The organism is Streptomyces sp. NPDC043854 (genome assembly GCF_056436005.1).
The window spans coordinates 39,004-57,854 of sequence record NZ_JBWKDK010000041.1; the positions used below are offsets into that span (position 1 = coordinate 39,004).

At 74.7% G+C, this 18,851-nt stretch carries 16 protein-coding genes; 8 read left to right on the top strand and 8 right to left on the bottom strand.

Annotated features, from left to right (window positions below; all coding sequences use genetic code 11):
* Positions 1-35: 35 nt before the first annotated feature.
* Both AC068A_RS28845 and AC068A_RS28850 read right to left on the bottom strand, forming a co-directional pair.
* Positions 36-2,387 (bottom strand): SpoIIE family protein phosphatase, encoded by a 2,352-nt coding sequence (locus AC068A_RS28845; protein ID WP_478589183.1) that lies wholly within the window; start codon positions 2,385-2,387, stop codon positions 36-38.
* A 12-nt stretch (positions 2,388-2,399) separates the two neighbouring features.
* The gene (locus AC068A_RS28850) at positions 2,400-5,315 is read right to left on the bottom strand and encodes a hybrid sensor histidine kinase/response regulator (protein ID WP_478589184.1); all 2,916 of its coding nucleotides are present in this window, start codon (positions 5,313-5,315) and stop codon (positions 2,400-2,402) included.
* 143 nt (positions 5,316-5,458) lie between these two features.
* On the opposite strand from AC068A_RS28850, the gene AC068A_RS28855 reads away from it, so the two are divergent.
* A complete protein-coding gene (locus AC068A_RS28855; protein ID WP_478589185.1) occupies positions 5,459-5,692 on the top strand; it encodes a hypothetical protein in 234 nt (77 codons plus the stop codon).
* A gap of 77 nt (positions 5,693-5,769) precedes the next feature.
* Here the strand turns inward: AC068A_RS28855 and AC068A_RS28860 are convergent, their stop codons facing one another.
* The 3 genes from AC068A_RS28860 to AC068A_RS28870 form a co-directional block, all read right to left on the bottom strand.
* A complete protein-coding gene (locus tag AC068A_RS28860) occupies positions 5,770-7,062 on the bottom strand; it encodes a cytochrome P450 (RefSeq protein WP_478589186.1) in 1,293 nt (430 codons plus the stop codon).
* Between the two features lie 216 nt (positions 7,063-7,278).
* Complete coding sequence (locus tag AC068A_RS28865; RefSeq protein WP_478589187.1) at positions 7,279-8,334, bottom strand: NAD-dependent epimerase/dehydratase family protein; 1,056 nt, start codon at positions 8,332-8,334, stop codon at positions 7,279-7,281.
* Positions 8,335-8,338: 4 nt separating this feature from the next.
* Positions 8,339-8,902 carry a hypothetical protein gene (locus AC068A_RS28870; protein ID WP_478589188.1) on the bottom strand — a complete coding sequence of 188 codons (564 nt, stop codon included), beginning with the start codon at positions 8,900-8,902 and terminating at the stop codon, positions 8,339-8,341.
* Between the two features lie 197 nt (positions 8,903-9,099).
* Between AC068A_RS28870 and AC068A_RS28875 the strand changes: the two genes are divergently transcribed.
* Positions 9,100-9,660, top strand: a complete 561-nt coding sequence (locus AC068A_RS28875; protein WP_478589189.1) for a hypothetical protein — start codon at positions 9,100-9,102, stop codon at positions 9,658-9,660.
* Positions 9,657-10,358: a hypothetical protein gene (locus AC068A_RS28880; protein WP_478589190.1), complete on the top strand. Its 702-nt coding sequence runs from the start codon at positions 9,657-9,659 to the stop codon at positions 10,356-10,358. Before AC068A_RS28875 ends, AC068A_RS28880 begins: the two co-directional genes overlap by 4 nt.
* Before the next feature lie 112 nt (positions 10,359-10,470).
* Here AC068A_RS28880 and AC068A_RS28885 read toward each other — a convergent pair whose 3' ends face one another.
* The 3 genes from AC068A_RS28885 to AC068A_RS28895 form a co-directional block, all read right to left on the bottom strand.
* On the bottom strand, positions 10,471-12,783 hold the full coding sequence (locus AC068A_RS28885; protein WP_478589191.1) for an immune inhibitor A domain-containing protein: 2,313 nt from the start codon (positions 12,781-12,783) through the stop codon (positions 10,471-10,473).
* 130 nt (positions 12,784-12,913) lie between these two features.
* The gene (locus AC068A_RS28890) at positions 12,914-13,300 is read right to left on the bottom strand and encodes a hypothetical protein (RefSeq protein ID WP_478589192.1); all 387 of its coding nucleotides are present in this window, start codon (positions 13,298-13,300) and stop codon (positions 12,914-12,916) included.
* Between the two features lie 116 nt (positions 13,301-13,416).
* The gene (locus AC068A_RS28895; protein WP_478589193.1) at positions 13,417-14,106 is read right to left on the bottom strand and encodes an alpha/beta hydrolase; all 690 of its coding nucleotides are present in this window, start codon (positions 14,104-14,106) and stop codon (positions 13,417-13,419) included.
* A 200-nt stretch (positions 14,107-14,306) separates the two neighbouring features.
* On the opposite strand from AC068A_RS28895, the gene AC068A_RS28900 reads away from it, so the two are divergent.
* The 5 genes from AC068A_RS28900 (at position 14,307) to AC068A_RS28920 (ending at position 18,643) form a co-directional block, all read left to right on the top strand.
* Positions 14,307-16,136 carry a serine/threonine-protein kinase gene (locus tag AC068A_RS28900; RefSeq protein ID WP_478589194.1) on the top strand — a complete coding sequence of 610 codons (1,830 nt, stop codon included), beginning with the start codon at positions 14,307-14,309 and terminating at the stop codon, positions 16,134-16,136.
* A 35-nt stretch (positions 16,137-16,171) separates the two neighbouring features.
* On the top strand, positions 16,172-16,489 hold the full coding sequence (locus AC068A_RS28905) for a hypothetical protein (RefSeq protein WP_478589195.1): 318 nt from the start codon (positions 16,172-16,174) through the stop codon (positions 16,487-16,489).
* 274 nt (positions 16,490-16,763) lie between these two features.
* Positions 16,764-17,426 (top strand): lysophospholipid acyltransferase family protein, encoded by a 663-nt coding sequence (locus AC068A_RS28910; protein ID WP_478589196.1) that lies wholly within the window; start codon positions 16,764-16,766, stop codon positions 17,424-17,426.
* A 306-nt stretch (positions 17,427-17,732) separates the two neighbouring features.
* Positions 17,733-18,107: a hypothetical protein gene (locus tag AC068A_RS28915; RefSeq protein ID WP_478589197.1), complete on the top strand. Its 375-nt coding sequence runs from the start codon at positions 17,733-17,735 to the stop codon at positions 18,105-18,107.
* Positions 18,108-18,295: 188 nt separating this feature from the next.
* Positions 18,296-18,643 carry an ArsR/SmtB family transcription factor gene (locus AC068A_RS28920; protein ID WP_478589198.1) on the top strand — a complete coding sequence of 116 codons (348 nt, stop codon included), beginning with the start codon at positions 18,296-18,298 and terminating at the stop codon, positions 18,641-18,643.
* Positions 18,644-18,851: the final 208 nt, after the last annotated feature.

Here is an 18,851-nt window from a genome sequence, read left to right on the forward strand (position 1 = left end):
CCCCGCCCCGCCCCGGCGGTCAGGAGTCCTGCCGGTCAGGACACGTGCACGACGACCAGGCAGGTGTCGTCGTCCGTGTCCCCGCCGACCGACGCCAGGAGCCGGTCCGCCTGGTCCTCCACGCCGCCCGCGCCCAGCCGCTCCGCCGCCTCCCGCAGGGCGGCCAGGCTCTCGTCCAGCCCCGTGTGCCGGCGCTCGACGAGCCCGTCCGTGTACAGCATCAGCGTGTCACCGGACCGCAGCCCGGTGGTGGTCTCCTGGTACGCGGCCCCCGGCAGCGCCCCCAGCAGCACGTTCTGCGGGCCCTCCAGGAAGCGGGCCGTCCCGCCGCGCAGCAGCAGCGGCGGCGGGTGCCCGGCGCCGGCCCAGCACAAGGACTGGTCCGAGGGGTCGAACAGGGCGCACACCGCGGTCGCGGTCGGCTGGTCGGGCGTACCCGAGGCGACCTCGTTGAGCCATCCCATCAGCGTCCCCGGGGAGCCGCCGGTGAACGCCAGCCCGTGCAGCGCCCCGCGCAGCGTGACCATCGAGGTGGCCGCGCCGATGCCGTGCCCGGCGATGTCCCCGACGGTGACGAGCACCCTCCCGCCGGGCAGCCGGAACACGTCGTACCAGTCTCCGCCGACCCGGTACTCCACGGCGGCGGGCCGGTAGCGGGCCGTGACCTCCAGTCCCGCCGCGGCCTGCAGGGCCGAGGTCTCGGGGACGATGGTCTGCTGGAGCCGGAGCACCACCTGGTTGCGGACGAGGGCGTCGGCCTGGGCCGCGGAGAGCCGGTCGAAGGTGGCGCTGAGCGCGAGCTCGGTGTGGTGCTGGGCGGAGACGTCCTGGTAGACCCCGGCGACGCCGACCAGGGCCGCGCCGGCGAGGACGGGCTCGGCGGAGATCCGGACGTGCCGCACGCCGCCGTCGGGGCGGTACACCCGCACCAGGGCCCGGCCGCCGGTGTGCCGGTCGGCGAGCGAGGCCAGCAGCTCGTCCAGGCGGCCGGTGTCCTCCGGGTGCAGCCGGGCGCCGAGGGCCCGCAGCGGCACGGGCGGCTCGTCCGGGCCGATCCCGAAGATCGGGTACGCCGACGGGCTCCACCGGGAGCCCCCGGCGGCGTCGTCCTCGAAGGCGGCCAGCCGCTCCAGCCGCTCCAGCGCACGTGCGATCGGCGGGCCGAGCCGGACACCCGCACGCCACAGCACGACCGCGCGCCCGCCGCCCAGCGGCAGCACCCGGACCTCGGCCATGGCCGGCCCGGCCGCCGGCCACAGATCGGCGACACCCTCCGCGGACGCGGGCAGGGCGGGCGCGTACTGGGGGGCGCCTGCCGCGCAGGCCCGGGCGACCAGGCCGACCAGCTCTTCGTACACGGCGGGATACAGCTGGGCGACGGGGCGCCCGGCCGGGCCGGGAGGGAGTGTCCGCTCGCGCACGGCGGCCGGGTTGAGGTGGTCGACGGTGTGGGGGGTGCCGCCCGCGGGGGAACGGTCGTCGGCGGCGGCGAGGCGGACCACGATGGCGGGATGGTCGAGCTGCGCCAGCACCGCCGCGAGCTGCGCCGCCACCTCCGGGCCGTCCTCGACCTCGTCCAGGACCAGCCCGGCCGGCCCGCACAGGGCCTCCACGGACGCCCGTACCCCCGCGTCGAGGACGGCCGGGGCAGCCCAGACGGCCAGCGCCAGCCCCACGACCCGGCCCTGGCGCTCCAGCGGCAGCACCGCCCGTGCCGCGTCGGCCCGCGGACCGGGCAGCCGCCCCGCCCCGCCCGGCCCCTCGGGGAACCACAGGGACCGGCCGTCCGCCAGCGCGCGGTGCAGCGGGCCCGCGGTCTCCGGCGGGACCCAGCGCCAGTGCGAGGCCTCCTGGGGGTCGGCCCCGGCCCGGCCCGAGAGCTCCAGGCAGTCGGTCGGGGTGCGCCGCCACAGGTAGAGGGCCTCGACGCCCAAGCGGTGCAGGCCGTCCTCCAGCAGACCCGCGGCGGCCTCGGAGGCGGTGTCGGAGGTGAGCGCGGCGGCGATGTGCCGCCGGATCCGCCGGGCCTGCACGCCCGGAAGGACGCCGCCGGGGCCCGCGGCGCCGGCGGCGGCCGCCTTCGCGGCCCCGGTGTCAGCCTCCTGCGCGGTCCCGGCGGCGGCGGCCTGCGCGGCGGAGCCGGCCTGCGGTGTTCCGGAGGCCGCGTTGACGATGTCGGCGGCGAGGTCGACGGCGTTCAGCCGGGAGGAGCCGGCCAGCCGCAACAGGTGTTCGCCCGCCTCGGCCGGAGACAGCCCCAGCTGTGCGGCCAGCACCCCCGAGGCCAGGTCGAGCAGCCGGCGCCGGGCCCGGTCCGCCCGCAGGGCGGCGACCTCGGCCGTGAGCTCCTCGACGGCCGCGGCCAGTCCGCTCTCCGGTACGCCCATCCCCGCTCCAGTTCAGGACCCGGCCGCACCCAGCCAGGTGCGCACGGTGGCGAGCAGCAGGTCCGGGTCCACCGGTTTGGTCAGGTAGTCGGAGGCGCCGGCGGCCATGGCCTCCGACCGGTCGTCGGGCATGGCCTTCGCGGTGACCACGACGACGGGCACGTGCGCGTGCCCGGACATGCCGCGGATGGCGCGGGTGGCCGCGTACCCGTCGAGGCCGGCCATCATCAGGTCCATGATCACGAGGTCCACATCGGGGCGGTCGGCGAGCAGCCGGATGCCGTCCGTGCCGTTGTCGGCCGTGAGCACCTGGAGTCCGGCGGACTTCAGGGTCTCGGTGAGGGCGTAGACGTTGCGGGTGTCGTCGTCGACGACGAGGACGGTCCGGTCCCGCAGGTCCACCGGCCGGGATCCGCCCTCGGCCGGGGCCGCGCGGGCGGCGGCCTCGGCCCGGCCGGCCTCGGCAGCCGGCTTCTCCGCCCGGCCGGCGCGCTCGGGCAGGTAGAGGGTGAAGCAGCTGCCCTCGCCGACCCGGCTCTCGACGGTGATGGTCCCGCCGAGGAGGCGGGCCACCTCGCGGCTGATGGAGAGCCCGAGCCCGGTGCCGCCGTACGCGCGGGCGGTGCCGCTGTGGCCCTGCTGGAACGCCCCGAAGACGGACTCCAGCCGGTCGGCGGGGATGCCGATGCCGGTGTCGGCGACGCGGAACGCCAGCACGGGCCCGGTGCCGCCGAGTGCGGCGGGGATCTCCTCCTCGGCAGCCGGCTCCACGCGGAGCGAGACGCTGCCCCGCTCGGTGAACTTCAGGGAGTTCGCCAGCAGGTTGCGCAGCACTTGGCGCAGCCGGCTCTCGTCGGTGACCAGCCCGGAGCCCGCCCGGGGCGCCGCGCTGACGGTGAACTCCAGGTTCCGCTCGTCCGCGACGGGCCGGAAGGTGGCGTCGGCGTAGTCCAGGACGCGCTGGATCGAGACGGGTTCGCGGTGCACGTCCATGCGGCCCGCCTCGACCTTCGAGAGGTCCAGGATGTCGTTGATGAGCTGGAGCAGGTCCGATCCGGCGGAGTGGATGACGGTCGCGTAGTCCACCTGCTTGTCGGTCAGGTTGCCCTCGCCGTTCTGGGCGAGCAGCTGGGCCAGGATGAGCAGGCTGTTGAGCGGGGTGCGCAGCTCGTGGCTCATGTTGGCCAGGAACTCCGACTTGTACAGGGAGGCCTGGGCCAGCTGCCGGGCCCGCTCCTCCAGTTCCTGGCGGGCCTGTTCGATCTGGAGGTTCTTCCGCTCGATGTCCCGGTTCCGGTCGGCCAGCAGGGCCGCCTTCTCCTTCAGCTCCGCGTTGCTGTCCTGCAGTTCGCGCTGGCGGGCCTGCAACTCCTGGGAGCGGGCACTGAGCTCGGCGGTCAGCTGCTGCGACCGCCCCAGCAGCTCGTCGGTGCGGGCGTTGGCGACGAGGGCGCCCACGTTGGCCCCCAGCAGCTCCGTGAACTGCTCCAGGAAGTCGCGGTGCAGGGGCGCGAACGGGCGGACGGCGGCGAGTTCGAGCGCGCCGAGGACGTGCCCCTCGACCATGATGGGCAGCACGATCAGCGTGGACGGGTCCGCGGCCCCGGTGCCGCTGGCGATCCGCGCGTACCCGGCCGGCAGGTCCTCCACGAGGAGGGTGCGGCCGTCGGCGGCGGCCTGGCCCACCAGGGACTGGCCGACGCGCACCCGCCGCACACCGGCCGCCGGGTCGTCCGGCAGCCCGTACGAGGCGATGGCCACGAGCTCGGGCCCGTCGGCGCCGTCCTGCGCGAGGAAGAAGCAGCCGTACTGGGCGCGCACCAGCGGCGGCACCTCCCGCATGACCAGCTCGGCCACGGTGGGCAGGCTGCGCCGCCCCTGGATGCCGCCGGAGACCCGGGCGAGGTTGGTCTTCAGCCAGTCCTTCTCCTCGTTGGCCCGGGTGGTGGCGCGCAGGGACTCGACCATCGCGTTGATGTTGTCCTTCAGCTCTCCGACCTCGCCGGGGGCGTCGACGGCGACCGTCCGGGTCAGGTCCCCGCGGGCCACGGCGCTGGTGACCTCGGCGATGGCACGGACCTGGCGGGTCAGGTTGCCGGCGAGCTCGTTGACGTTCTCGGTGAGCCGCCGCCAGGTACCGGAGACGTCCGCGACCTCGGCCTGCCCGCCGAGCCGTCCCTCGCTGCCCACCTCCCGGGCCACGCGGGTGACCTCGGCGGCGAACGAGCCGAGCTGGTCGACCATGGTGTTGATGGTCGTCTTCAGCGCCAGGATCTCGCCGCGGGCGTCCACATCGATCTTGCGGGTGAGGTCGCCGCGGGCGACGGCCGTGGTGACCTGGGCGATGTTGCGGACCTGGTTGGTCAGGTTGTCCGCCATCGAGTTGACGTTGTCGGTGAGGTCCTTCCAGGTGCCCGACACACCGCGGACGGTGGCCTGACCGCCGAGCTTGCCCTCGGTGCCCACCTCGCGCGCGACCCGCGTGACCTCCTCGGCGAACGAGGACAGCTGTTCCACCATCGTGTTGATGGTCTCCTTGAGCTCCAGGATCTCCCCGTGGGCGTCGACCCTGATCTTCTGCGTCAGGTCGCCGCGGGCGACGGCCGTGGCCACCTGGGCGATGTTGCGGACCTGCGAGGTCAGGTTGTCGGCCATGCTGTTGACGCCGACGGTCAGCTCGCGCCACACACCGCCCACGGGCCCCACCCGGGCCTGCCCGCCGAGCAGCCCCTGGCGGCCGACCTCCTCCGCCACGCGGGTGACCTCGGTGGTCACGAGGGAGAGCTGCGCCACCATCCCGTTGTAGACGACCGCGATCTTGCCGGGCAGGCCGCCCACGTCCTCGGGCAGGCGCGTGTCGAGGTTGCCGTCGCGTACGGCGGTCAGCCCCGCGAGCAGTTGTTCGAGTGTCCGGTCGGTCTCGTCCATGTGCACACCCATGCCGTGCCGTCGATTCCACTGTTGCACGCGATGCGGCAAGCGGTCCTCTTCTGCCGCTTCCGCCGGTCCGGCCGGTGTCGCGTGCGTCGTACCGGGTAGGGGCAGGGCCCGCCCCGGAAGGGAGACCCCTCATGGACCGCACGCGCGACGGCGCCCTGCTCCCGGACGAGGGCGCCATGGTGGACGAGCACGGCCGCCCTCCCGGCGTGCCCTCCCGCAGCGGGACGGGCTCCCCGCAGCCGCCGGCCGACCCCGCCCGGTACGCCGAGGCCAACACCCGGCCGGATGCCGCGGCCGACGCCCGGCCGGCCGGCGGGGACGGTGGTCCGTCCGGCGCGCGGCGGGCGGGGCGGACGGACGGCTGACGGGTGTCGGAGGCGCCGCCGGGCGGGTGCGGTCGACAGGCGGGTACGGTCGGCGGGCGTCGCCGGGAGCGGCGTGCTCAGCGGCCGGGCCGTGAGGGCGGGCCGGCGGCAGCGTCCGCGGGGGCGGGGGCGAGGTGGAGGACGACGCCGCTGTGCGGGCGGGTGGGGATGCGGGACAGCGGGATGGTCAGGTCCTGGTCGGGGACCTCGTGGTCGAGGCGGGCCAGCTCGCCGGCGAACGCCGCCAGAACGCTGACGGTGATGTCCTCGCCGGGGCAGCGGTGCCCCTGGGCGGGATCCCCGCCCCCCTGGGCGACGATGCCGTCCACGGCATCAGGGTGGGCGGTGAAGCGGGCGGGCGTGAAGTGGTACGGGTTGTCCCACAGCGCCGGGTCGTGGTGGTGGCCGTAGACGTCGAGCAGGATCATGGTGCCCTGCTGGATGCGGATGCCCTGCCAGGTCAGGTTCCGGGCCGCGACCCCGCCGACGAACGGGACGAACGGGTAGAAGCGGCGTACCTCGTGGGCGAAGGCCGCGCTCAGGTCCCGCAGCTGCCGGCCGGAGGCCGAGCGCAGCTCCTCGGCGAGGTCCGGGTGGCGGTGCAGGGCGTGCGCGGCGAACGTGATGAACCAGGTGATCGCGACGGTCGGCCGGATGATGTTGAGGAGTTCGACCGCGCAGGTCCGCTCGTCCGGCGGGAGGCCGTCGACATCGCGGTGGCCGGCGACGGCGGCGAGCGCCGAGCCGTCACGGACGGGCTGCCGGCCCTCCCGCACCGCCGTGATCAGGGCCGCGAGGGCCTCCTCCTGGCGGGTACGGGAGTGCCGGGCCCGCAGGTGCCGGAGCCCGGGGCTCGCGAACCCGTCGACCATCGCCACGCAGTCGTGGGCCATGAGCCGTGCCTGATCGGCGGTCAGCGCCAGCCCGACCCACTCGCACACGGCCCGCGCGAGCGCCTCGGCGGCCGTGTCGAAGAGCACCACCGCCCCGCCCCGCCGGCCCTCGACGGCCTCCCGCCACTCCCGGACCGCTGCCTCGGTGAGGGCGGCGACCCCTGCCGGGTCCCTGAGCAGGGCCAGGAACAGGGCCTTGCGGACGCGGTGGGCCGCACCGTCGAGGGTGTGCACGGCGCCCCTGCCGAACAGGGTGTCCAGGACCGGCTCCGGCACCGCCCCGGACCGCCGGACGTTCTCCTCGTCGTAGAAGAACGGCACCGCCTGCGGGCCGTGCAGGGCGATGGCCGGGTGGCCCAGGAGGTGGGTCCGCACCGGGGCTCCCGCCGTCTCGCGGAGCCGGTTGGGCAACCAGGCGTATCCGTGGAGCAGCAAGGGGAGGGTGCTGTCACCCCGCCCGTGCACGGGGACTCTCATATGGCTCATGATGCGTGCCCACGCGCGAGGCGGCACCGCGCGCGGCGGCCGGCCCGGACCCGCGAGGCACCCCCGGCACCGCGCAGGCCTGCGGCGTTGCCCGGGGGGCAGTCCACCCGGCACGGCGCCCGGCAGGGGGCCGTACGGGCGAACGGCTGCTGCCGAGCCGGGCCGGGAGGTCCCACGGGCCGTCGTCGGCGTACCCGTCATGGCCTCTCACCTCCGGTGGACCCCGGTCGCGCCCGTGCCGGCCCCGGCCAGCGGCGGGGTGTCGAGCCCGGAGCCGCTCTGCAGGCCCTCCAGGAACGCGCTCATCGCCTCCGTGGCCGTCCGGGCGGGCGTCCAGCCGAGCTCCTGCCGGGCCCGGTCCGCGTACAGCAGCGGAAGCTGCAGCACGGCGTCCAGGAGCCCCGGCGCCGCCGGCACCAGGTGCATCCGCCAGGCCGCGGACAGCGCGGCGCGGGCCGCGCCCGCGGGCAGCGGCAGGGTCCGGGCGTGCAGCAGCCGGGCCACGGACGCGGTGTCCAGGACCGGCTCGGCGGCCAGGTTGAACGGCCCGCGGACGGGCCGCAGCACCGCCGCCCGGTACGCCTCGGCGGCGTCGTCCGTGTGCAGGGCCTGGAACCGCAGGCCCCCGACGGCTGGCAGCACCGGCACCAGGCCCGGCCGGACCAGCTTCCACGGCAGCAGCGGCCCGGCGAAGATCCGCCGCTGCTCCGAAGCCGACGTCTCCTTGAACAGGAACGCCGGCCGCATCCGCACCACCCGCATCTTCTGGTGGGCGGCCTCGAAGCCGTCGAGGTACCGCTCCAGGTACGCCTTCTCCCGCGTGTACGCGGCACCCGGCCAGCCGTGCGTCGGCCAGGTCTCGTCGACGCGGCTCCCGTCCGCCGGGCCCGGGGAGTACGCACCGACGGACGAGGCGTGCACGAGGACGCCGACCCCGGCCCGCGCACACGCTTCGAACACGCGGATGCCGCCCAGCACGTTCGTACGCCAGGTCTCCGCCGGATCGTGCGTCGGCTGGAACCGCCACGCCAGGTGCACGACCGCGACCGCGTCCGCGTCCGCGCCGGCCCGGGCGAACAGCCCGACGAGATCGGTCCCGCCGGGATCCACGTTCCCGGCGACCCACCGGACGCCGGGGACCTCGTACCGGCGGGGGACCCTGCGGGCGAGCCCGATCACCTCGGTCACCGCCGGATCGGCGGCCAGCGCCCGTACGACACTGGTGCCCGCGTTGCCGGTGGCACCCGTCACCACGACCCTCATGGCGTCACGCCGCCTTCCCGCCGGGTGCGGACCCGGCGTGGACACGGGTCTGGGTACGCCGTACGGAAGGGGCGAAGACCCGGTCGGACGCGGCCGTCCGCATGCTCTCCAGCTGCCCGGCCTGCCGCTGGGCGCGCTCCAGCAGCCGGTCCATGCTGCCGCGGTCGAGGCGTACGTCGGTGGAGGCGATCGACTGGAGGGAACGCCAGGCGGCGGCCTTGCCCTCCACGCCCAGCCGCATGGCCTCCAGCTCCATGACGTCGCTGAGCGGGGAGCGGGACACGAGACGGCCGTTGAGCTTGAGGCGGCTTGCCAGCTCGCCGACCCGGCCGAGCACGGCGCGGGCGTGCATCGCGGGGATGTCCAGGGCGGTCATGACCTCGCGCAGGCTGTCCCGGTCCTCGGCGATCTGCCCGGCCAGCCGCTCCAGTTGCGGCCCGAGCCGGCTGCCGCGGTGCCGCCGGGCCATCCGCCGGATCAGCGAGACGCCGGCGTTGGCTCCGGTGAGGTGGTCGTTGAGGTAGACGGCGAGCAGCCGGCCCTCGTGGAGGTCGGAGCGTTCCTTCATGGCGGGTCTCCTCTTCGCGTGTTGTCCGCCGCGGCCGCAGGGGCGGGCGCCGGACCGTCCGCCAGGGCGCCTGCCCCGACCGGGTCCGCGAAAACACCGACCGCCCGACCCGCGCCGGGGAGGGACGGACACGTGTTTGAAGGCAAGCGGCGGGGGCAGGCGCGGGCCAGCTTCAGCGGATGGCCCTGGAGGCCGAGATGTCAGCAGAAACCCTTGTCGCCATCATCGTCCCGTCCGTCATCGTGCTCATCCTGATCGGTGTCGGCCTGTGGGCGGTGTCGAGACGACGCCACCTCAAGCACCGCTTCGGCCCCGAGTACGAGCGCACCGTCGAGGAATCGGGCGGGCGGCTCCCGGCCGACCGCGAGCTCCGCGGCCGCGAACGGCGGCACGACGCCCTGGAGATACGGGAGCTGCCGCCGGAGCTGAGACAGCAGTACACCAAGGATTGGAGCCGCGTGCAGGAGCACTTCGTGGACCAGCCCGAGAGCGCGGTCTCCGAGGCCGACTCCCTGGTCACCCGGCTCATGCACGAGCGCGGCTATCCCACGGAGGGCTACGAGCAGCAGCTCCAGGACCTGTCCGTCGAGCACGGCCGCACCCTCGAGCACTACCGCGACGCCCACGACGTCCAGGCCCGCAGCGGCGGAGACGCCACCACCGAGGAGCTCCGCGGGGCGATGGTGCACTACCGCGCCCTGTTCGACGAACTCCTGGTCGCACCCTCGGGCGCGGCCGGCCGGACGGAGGAGAAATGAAGCACGACGAGAACCGCGCGTCCCGTGAAGGACTGACCACCGAGGAGCTGGCCCGCCCGCACATGGACGCCGACCCCGACGCGGAGGGGACCGCCCGCCAGAAGCCGGCGTACCCGGGCGACGCCACACCCGTGGACGACCCGGCCACGACCGGGGCACGGCCGGACCCGGACCTCAGGGAGGAAGCGGACGCGGACGCGGACCGCTCGGACCGCCCGGACCCAGAGGACACGAGCGGACTGACGGCCGCAGCGGCGAGAACGGACCGAGTGGACGCTGCGGAATCGGAGAGGGCGGAATCGGAGACGGCGGAACCGGACACGGCGAAGGCGGAGACCGCGGAGGCGGGCACCACGAAGGCCGAGACCGCGGAGGCGGAGACCACGGGGGCGGAGACCACGGAGGCGGAGGGGACGGCCGGGCCCGACTCGACGCCCCTGATGCCGGAGTCCGAGGCCGCGGACTTCCGCGACCAGTGGAGCCGGATCCAGACGGACTTCGTCGACGACCCCAAGGAGGCCGTCCGCGCCGCGGACGGACTGGTCGCGGCCGTCATGCAGCACCTGGCCGAGACGTTCGCGACACACAAGGAGGGATTGGAGAAGCAGTGGAGCAGCGGCGGCGAAGTCGCCACCGAGGACCTCCGGCTCGCCCTCCAGCGCTACCGTTCCTTCTTCAACCGCCTGCTGGCCACCTGACCGACCGACCCACCGGCCCACCGACGGCCGCCGCCGTGCCGATGCGCACGTACCGGCCGCCCGCCCCCACCCCACCCGGGAGCGGACGGCCCGTTCGCGCACGCGGGCCGGCCTACGGCGACGGGCTGACCTGGACCGTCGTGAGCGCGCCGCCCGAGGCCTCCTTGACCACGGCGATCCGCGTCCCGGTGTCCGGCACCTTCACCCCGACCTGCGGGAGTTCGGGGTTCCAGTACGAGCCCTTGCGGTCGTCGAAGACGGGCACCCCCGGCCGCGACGGGATCACCGTCGGCGTGCCCGCCTTGTGCAGGACGATCCGGTCGCTCGCGCGCAGCGAGAACGTCGCGTCGAAGGTCTGCGCGCGGGCGTTCAGCAGCGAGCCGTCCCCGTGCCGCAGCGGCTCCGGGCGCGCGTCGACCGGCAGCAGCATCCCGGCCCCCGGGTGGGCCTTGGTGGTGTTGTCGCTGTAGGCGGTGTCCCACAGCCAGATCAGCACCCCCTGCTGGTACGGGTAGAACTCCACCTGGTCGCCGGTGAAGCCGAAGTTGTACGGCCCGGTCCGCAGCTGCTTGCCGTAGCCGGTGTAGCGGCGGTTCTCGACCAGGTAGGCGCGCGGGTGCCGCTCGCTGCCGGTGCGGCCTTCCGTGCGCGACCACTTGACCGCGCTCCAGCCGTTCGCGCCCTGCTCCGCCCCGTCGCGCAGCAGCTCGCGGGCGCCGCCGTCCGCGGTGATCCGGATGTCGTCGAAGGTGACGCCCTTGCCGTGGGTGTTGCCGTCGGACGTGACGCGCAGCCGCAGCTGGAAGCTCCGCCCCGCGAACCGGTCCAGCGGGACGGCGATCTCGGCCCATCCGCCCGAGGACCCGGACACGCCCTTCGGCGGGACGGCGGCTCCGTTCACCGTGCCGGGGAGCACCGTCCAGGAGGTGCCGCCGTCGGTGGAGGCCTCCACCGTCAGGAAGTCGAAGTCCTGCTCGATGTCGTACCAGACGCGGGCGTCCAGCCGGGCGGGCCCGGCCGCGCCGGTGAGGTCGACCGTCCGGGAGAGGGTGTTGTCCATGAAGTCGCCGGTGCCGCTCCACCACTGGCTGCCACCCTCGTACGGGTCGGTCAGCTCGGTCCGCGTCTCCGACGGCGGCAGGTGCACCAGCAGGGCCTGCGGGTCCTCGGTGTTGTAGCCCGACACCCCCAGCACGGCGCGCGTCTTGCGGCCCGCGTCGGCCTCCGTGTACTCCAGCCAGCCCAGCTGGAGCTTGCTCCACGGGTCGAGGTCGCCCGGGAAGGCGCCGGTGGTGTTGCGGCCCTTGGCGAGGTACGAGCCGGAGGACATCAGGGACCAGAAGTTGACGCTGTTGTCCCCGTCCGAGCTGTACAGGTCCGGAAGCCCCAGGTCGTGGCCGAACTCGTGGGCGAACAGCCCGGCGCCGCTGTTCTCGCCCGCGGTCAGGTAGTCGCCGGCCCAGATGCCGGAGTCGCCGACGGGGGTGCCGCCCGCCTTGTTGCCCTCGGGGCCCGCGCTGCCGGCCTGGTTCCAGTACGCGAACCAGCGGTGCGCCCAGACGGCGTCCTTGCCCTGGGCGCCGCCGCCCCAGGTCTGGTCCTTGCCGGCGTGCACGACGACCAGGTGGTCGAGGTAGCCGTCCGGCTCGTCGAAGTTCCCGTCGCGGTCGGCGTCGTACCGGTCCCACACGTCGTACTCGGCGAGCTGCGCCTTGATCTGCTCGGGCGTACGGCCCTTGGCGCGCTCGGCGTCGTACCAGGCGGCGGTGGCGTCGCGGATCATGTCCCAGTTGGTGCGGCACTGGCCGGGCTCGGAGCAGTTGTCGGTGCCGTAGCGGGCCTCGTTCCAGGGGAGCCTGACCCAGTCGGAGACGTAGCCGTCCATGTCGTACCGGCCGGAGGACTGGAGCCGGTAGTAGGCACGCAGGGACGCGGACTCGGGCTCCGTGGAGAAGAACTGCCGCTCGTAGGAGGCCCGGTCGAAGTCCTTGCGCCACAGGGTGTGGTTGTCACTCGAGGCGGGTTTGGGGATGGTGTTGTGGCGGGGGCCGGGGGTGCCGCCGAAGCGGGGCTTGCCCTCGAACTCGGTGGTGGTGTCCACCTGGTCGCCGAACTCGGCGAGGATGACGAAGACCTTGTCCTTGCGCTCCTGGGCGAGTTCGACGTACCGCTTGCCGACCTGGGCCCGGCGCGGGAGCGTTCCGTCGGCGTCCGCGCGCAGACCGGCGGGGCCGCCGGCGGCGACGCCCTCGAGTGCCTGCCGGCGCAGGGCCTGCCGCTGGAGCTCCAGGGGCGCGGGCGGGGGAGCGGGGGCGTGCTCGGCGTGCTGCGCCGGCCCGGCGGAAGGCGGGCCAGGCCGGGGTGGCGGCGCGGTGGCGGCGAGCGCGGGGGTGGCGAGGAGCGCGAGCGATATCGCGGCTCCCACCACGGCGAGTCTGCGCAACGTGACGGCCTTTCACTGAGTCGGGAAGGCTGAAGGAAGCGCGGGTAATATTTCACATGTGACAGGTGATTGGTAGAGGGCATGGCTGGCTCGCTGATCCCGCCGGCGGCGGTCAGCGGTCGGCCGGGCGGCCCGCCGGACCGAGCACCGCCCGGAAGGCCGCGGCGGACGCCGCCGACGTGTACAGCGCGGAGGCCGTCACCACACCGCCCGCCGGCCCGAGGTCCAGGCGGACCGGCGGGCGGAGGCAAAGGACAAGGTCGACCGTCGGCTCGGCGGAGCAGGCCACCGCGGCCGGGTCACCGGGCACGCGGCGCGGGCCGCGCCCCGGGACGGTCCGCAGGGCGGGGGCTGCCGACCGGACGGCGGAGCGGGGGACGGACACCTCCCCGAAGAACCCGGTCCGCAGCACCAGATGCTGCCCCCGCACCTCGTGCGGAGCCCGGAACAGGGCCGCGGTGGCCCCCAGCCCGGCGAGGACCAGCACCGCTTCGAACACGGCGTGCGCGACAGATGCCCGTGCGTGCACACACGCCCGGGCGTTCGCCCTGCCGTTTCCGGCGGGGCCTGCCGCTCCGCAGCGGCGGGATGCGGACGGGTGGGTGCGGAGGAGCGTCAGGCGGCGTGGGCGGCGTCTGCGATGAGGTCGGCCACGGCGCGTGGCTGGGAGGCCGGGGAGGCGTGGCCGGCGTCCAGCTCGATGGTCTTCTGCGGGTTCATGCGCTGGGCCATGCGCCGCTGGCTGTCGGGGTGGATCATGTTGTCGTTCACGGAGACCTGGTACCAGCACGGCTTCACACGCCAGGCCGGGGCGGTGACGCTGTCGCCGAACGTCGAGGCCGGCGGAGCCTTCTGTGTCACCGCCATCACCAGCGCCTCGTCCGCCGGGAGGTCCTGGGCGAAGCTCTCGTGGAACTTGTCCTGCCTGATCCACAGGTAGCCGTCGGAGTCCCGGGCGATGTTCCCGGCGGCCGCCGGGGGCATCTCCTCGCTGATGCCGCCCGGGCTCTCGCCCGCGTCGGGCGCGAACGCGGCGACGTAGACCAGTCCGGTCACGTTCGGCAGGTCACCGGCCTCCGTGATGACCGCGCCCCCGTACGCATGGCCGACCAGCACCACCGGGCCCTCGACCTGCCGCACCATCCGGCGGGTGCGCTCGGCGTCGTCCGCGAGGGACGTCAGCGGGAGCTCCACCGCGTGCAGCGATTCGTGGCCGCGGGCGTGGAGCTCGGCGATGACCTTGGCCCAGTGGGCGGCGCCGCCCCAGAAGCCGTGGACCAGGACGATTGTGGGCTGTGCGGCCATCGAGTCCGCCCTCTCGAAGGATCCGGGACACCTGTCGCATCCAGCAAAGCCCGGCCGCGCGGACTCCGCACATCGGGTTTGCCCCTCCACGCCGCCCCGGCGCCGACCGCGGCTACCGGGCCCGCCCCATCCGGCGGATAAGATTCCGATCTTGCTGTCCGGCCGGTCGTCGGCCCTGGTGAGCACGGGAGTTGGACTTCATGAGTGGTGCGTACCACCTGGCACTGCGTCCCCTGGCGGCGGGCGATCCGAGGGAGATCGCCGGCTACGCGCTGCTGGCCCGGATCGGAGAGGGCGGCATGGGGTCCGTGTACCTCTCGCGGACCCGCGGGAACCAGCCGGTCGCGATCAAGGTGATCCGCCGCGAGTACGCGGGGGACGCGGAGTTCCGCACCCGCTTCGGGCAGGAGGTGCAGGCGGCCCGCCAGGTCCGCGGCTACCACCTGGTTCCCGTGGTCGACCACGACACCGAGGGCGAACAGCCCTGGCTGGCCGGCACCTACATACCCGGCCTCCCGCTGGACGAGGCGCTCGCGGCCCACGGCCCGCTGCCCCGGGAGGCAGCGCTCCGCCTGGTGGCGTGCGTGGCGCGGGCGCTGGAGTCCGTGCACACCGCCGGGATCATCCACCGCGACCTGAAGCCCGGCAACATCATGCTGGCCGCCGACGGGCCCTGGGTGATCGACTTCGGCATCGCCCGCGCGGCCGAGGCCACCCGGCTCACCCGGAGCGGCGGGTTCATCGGCACCCCCCAGTTCATGTCCCCCGAGCAGGGCACGGGCGAGGAGCCCGCCCCCGCCTCCGACGTGTTCTCCCTCGGCCTCGTCGCCGCCGTGGCCGCCGGAGGCCGCCACCCGTACGGCGACGGCGGCGCGCTGACCGTCGCCACCCGGATCGCCAACACCGCGGTGCGGCCCCCGGACCTGTCCGGGTACGAGGACGGGCTGAGGCCCGTGCTCGAGGCGGCGCTCGCCGCCGATCCCGCCGCCCGTCCGGCCCCCGCCGAACTCGCCCGGATGTGCGAGGAACTCCTCGGCGGAGAGCCGGCCAGGGACCTCGCCGGATGGCTTCCGGAGCCGTGGGCGGGGGCGGTCGCCGCCCGGGAGGCGGAGCTGCGGCGGCACCTGGCCCGGGCGGCCGATCCCGCTGCGGCGCCCGCGCCGGCGGCGCCTTCGTACGTGCCCACCCGGGTTCCCGGTGCGCAGCCCGCCGCACCCGCGCCCGCCCCGTACTCGGTGCACAGTGCGCCCACCGCTGCGCCGGCGGCGGCTCCGGCGGCTCCGGGGCAGCCGCCGCGCCCGCCGCAGATGCCGTCCGCCGCTCCCGTCCCTCCCGCCGCTTCCGCCGCTCCCGCCCCGCCCGGTCCCCCGGCGGCGGCGCCCGCGCCGGGGCGCAGTCGTCGGATGCCGCTGATCGCCGGGGCCGTCACCGCGCTGGTGGCGGTGGCGGGCACGGCCTGGGCGCTGTCCGGAAGCGGGGGCGCGGACGACGAGCGGGACGCCCGGAGGGCGGACCGGGCCGCATCCGGGCAGAGCGCCGACCAGGGCAAGGGCGCCCCTGCCGCCTCCGCCACGGCCGCTGCCCCCGGCGCCGGAGGGACCGCGAAGAAGCCCGAGTACACCGAGGTCTTCAAGGATCGGACGCTGTCCATCGCCACGCCCGCGGTCGGCCAGTTCATCACGGTCGACATGGACGAGGGCAAGGTGAACCCGAAGGGCGAGATCGGCGACAAGAAGGCCGAGCTGTCGTACCTGCTGCAGTACCTGAACCTCGAGACGCCGTTCGCGAAGTCGCCCGGGCCCTCGCCGGAGGTGTGCCGGCAGGCGGTGGACTCCGCCCCGCTGCCGGCCGAGATCCCCAACACCACCCTCACCAAGGCGTCGCCGCTGGCCAAGGGGGACGTGCTGTGCACGCTCACCTCCGAGGGCAACCTGGCCAGGTTCGAGCTGACCGAGGTCAGGCAGACCGGCAACTCCATCGACCCGCCCGCGTTCACGGGCAACCTCACCCTGTGGAAGGTCTCGGGTTAGCGTCCGCCCGGCCGCCCGCGTCCTAAGCTCGCCTGGTGACGGAGAACGAGATCAAGCTGAAGGCCATCGCCGCGCTCACCGCCCTGCGTTCCGGGGCCGATACGGCGTTCGTCTCCGACCTGCTGGCGGAGGTCGTGCCGACCCAGTTCGCCGTCCCGGCCGAGGCGACGGCGCAGGAGGTCGGCCAGGCGGTGATCGAGCAGGTGTCGGCGCCGCTGAGCGCGCTGGTGAACGGGTTCATCCTGGCTTTCGACGCGCTCGCCGACGCCCACGACAGCGCCGGCCCGGACGTGAGCACCGAGCAGATCCTCCAGGACCTCGCGTTGGCCCTCGCCCGGGAGGACACCGGCTGAGCGGCGCGGGCCGACGCGTACTCCGCATCGGCCCGTGCGGGTGCATCCGTACGTCCCCGAACCGGCGAAGCACCGCCCGAAGCCGCTGCTCCAGTCGGCGGAGCAGCGGCGCGACACCGGAGTACGGGTGCGGATGCGGGTTGGGGTGACTGCGGACGGCCTCGGCGCGTTGCCTGGGTACGGTGCCCGCCCGGACCTGAGTACGAACGCTCAGGCCGGCCGCCGAGCAGGCGCCGACGATGGTGAACACCACTGCTCGGAACGGGAGATCCACATGCTCAGCCGCCTCGCCGACGTTCTCGTGCCCGCGTTCGGGTGCCTCCGCGTGACCGCGGACCGCGAGGCCGTCCTCGCGCCGGGCAGCGTGCTCGCCGCCAACCACACCTCCCTGGCCGACCCCGCCATCGTCCTCGCCGCGCTGCGCCGCCTCGGCGTGGAGCCCGTCGTCATGGCCGCCGCCGGGCTCTGGCGCGTACCCCTGCTCGGGCGCTCCCTCGCCCGCGAGGGCCACATCCCCGTGCACCGCAGGTCCCGGCAGGCCGCGGACGCCCTCGACCTCGCCGAGGCCGCCCTGCGAGAGGGCCGGCTGGTCCTCATGTACGCCGAAGGGGGCATCCCCGAGCGCAGGGACGCCGCGGAGGCCGCGCCCGGCGCGTTCCGCAGCGGGCTGTCCCGGCTCGCCGAGCGCACCGGCGCCCCCGTCGTGCCGATCGGCCAGGCCGGAGCCCGCCGCGTCACCTCGGGGAGCGCCGCGAAGCAGATCGCCGGCCTGGTCACCGCCCCGCTGCGCCGCCCGGACCTGCACGTCCACGTCGGAGCCCCCGTCCGCCTGGGCGGGGACGGCTCCGCCCGGACCCGGCAGGCGCACCACGCGGTCACGGAGGCCTGGCGCACGGCCGCCGCGCACCTGGGCGAGCCCGCCGCGCTTGCCGCGTAGCCGTGTGGCCTGCGGCCGACGGCCCTCCGGCCGAAAAGAATCGTCCCCCGTTCGACGGCCTCTCCGGCGCCATCCGGTCGGCCCGTCCCGGACCGTGTCTTCGTCGGAGTCCGTCACGGCGTACGCGGCACGCGTCGCCGACCGCGCGGGCGGCGCGAACCTCCGGCCGCCCCCTCCGCCGGCGGCGAGCCGATGATTTTGCGCCGAATCCGGGGATCCGCCCGCTCGGCGGCCGCCGCTCGGTAGCGTCCCGTTACGGAAGATCCGGTGCCGGAAACGGCAGAGCGCAGGACGAGAGGTACGGCCATGGCCAACGTGGAAGTTTCACTGAAGGAAACGATGACCTCGGTCGACGGGGCGCTGGGCGTGGCTCTGGTGGACTACAGCAGCGGAATGGCCCTCGGCACCCTCGGGGGCAGCAAGGACCTGGACCTCGCAGTCGCCGCGGCGGGCAACACCGACGTCATCAGGGCCAAGGTCCGCACCATGGAGATGCTGGGACTCCAGGACGACATCGAGGACGTGCTGATCACGCTCGGGAACCAGTACCACCTGATCCGGGTACTGAAGAGCCGCAGCGGATCCGGCCTGTTCCTCTACCTCGTGCTGGACAAGGGCCGTTCCAACCTGGCCATGGCCCGCCACCAACTGCGCCGCATCGAGGCCGATCTGGAGGTCTAGACGCAGCACCCTGACAGGTCCACGTATGCCCATGAGTTGAAAACATCTTCAACTCGGCACTTCCGAAAGTGGTCAACTTCGGTTCCGCCCGGGCCGGCAGAACGGGACGATGGACACGGCGGCCGTCCGGTGACGGGGAAGCGTGGGGCATGGCAACGGGACCGAGGAGCAGCAGGAGCGTCGTGGGAATGCAGGTACCGCTGTACCAGGCCAAGGCGGAGTTCTTTCGGATGCTCGGCCACCCGGTCCGCATCCGTGTGCTGGAACTCCTGCAGGAAGGCCCGAAACCGGTCCGCAGCCTGCTGGCCGAGATCGACGTCGAGCCGTCGAACCTCTCCCAGCAACTGGCGGTCCTGCGCCGCTCCGGCATCGTGGTGTCCACCCGCGAAGGCTCCACGGTGACCTACGCCTTGGCCGGCGGGGACGTCGCCGACCTGCTGCGGGCGGCCCGCCGCATCCTGACCGAAATGCTGGCCGGGCGGAACGAACTGCTCGCCGAACTCCGGCAGGTGGAGCCCGACCCGGCGAACACCTGACAGCCGGGCCCCCGGCCGCCCCGCGCGGCTCCGTCGCCGGCCGGAGCAGCCGAAATGGGACAGGCTGGGGGGGGGGGGGGGGGGGGGGGGCGCCCCCCCCCCCCCCCCCCCCCCCCCTCCCCCTTCCCCCCCCCCCCCCCCCCCCCCCCCCCCTGCCCGCGGAGCCGGGGTCCCGGGCCGCAGACGGCAGACGGCAGACCGGACGCGG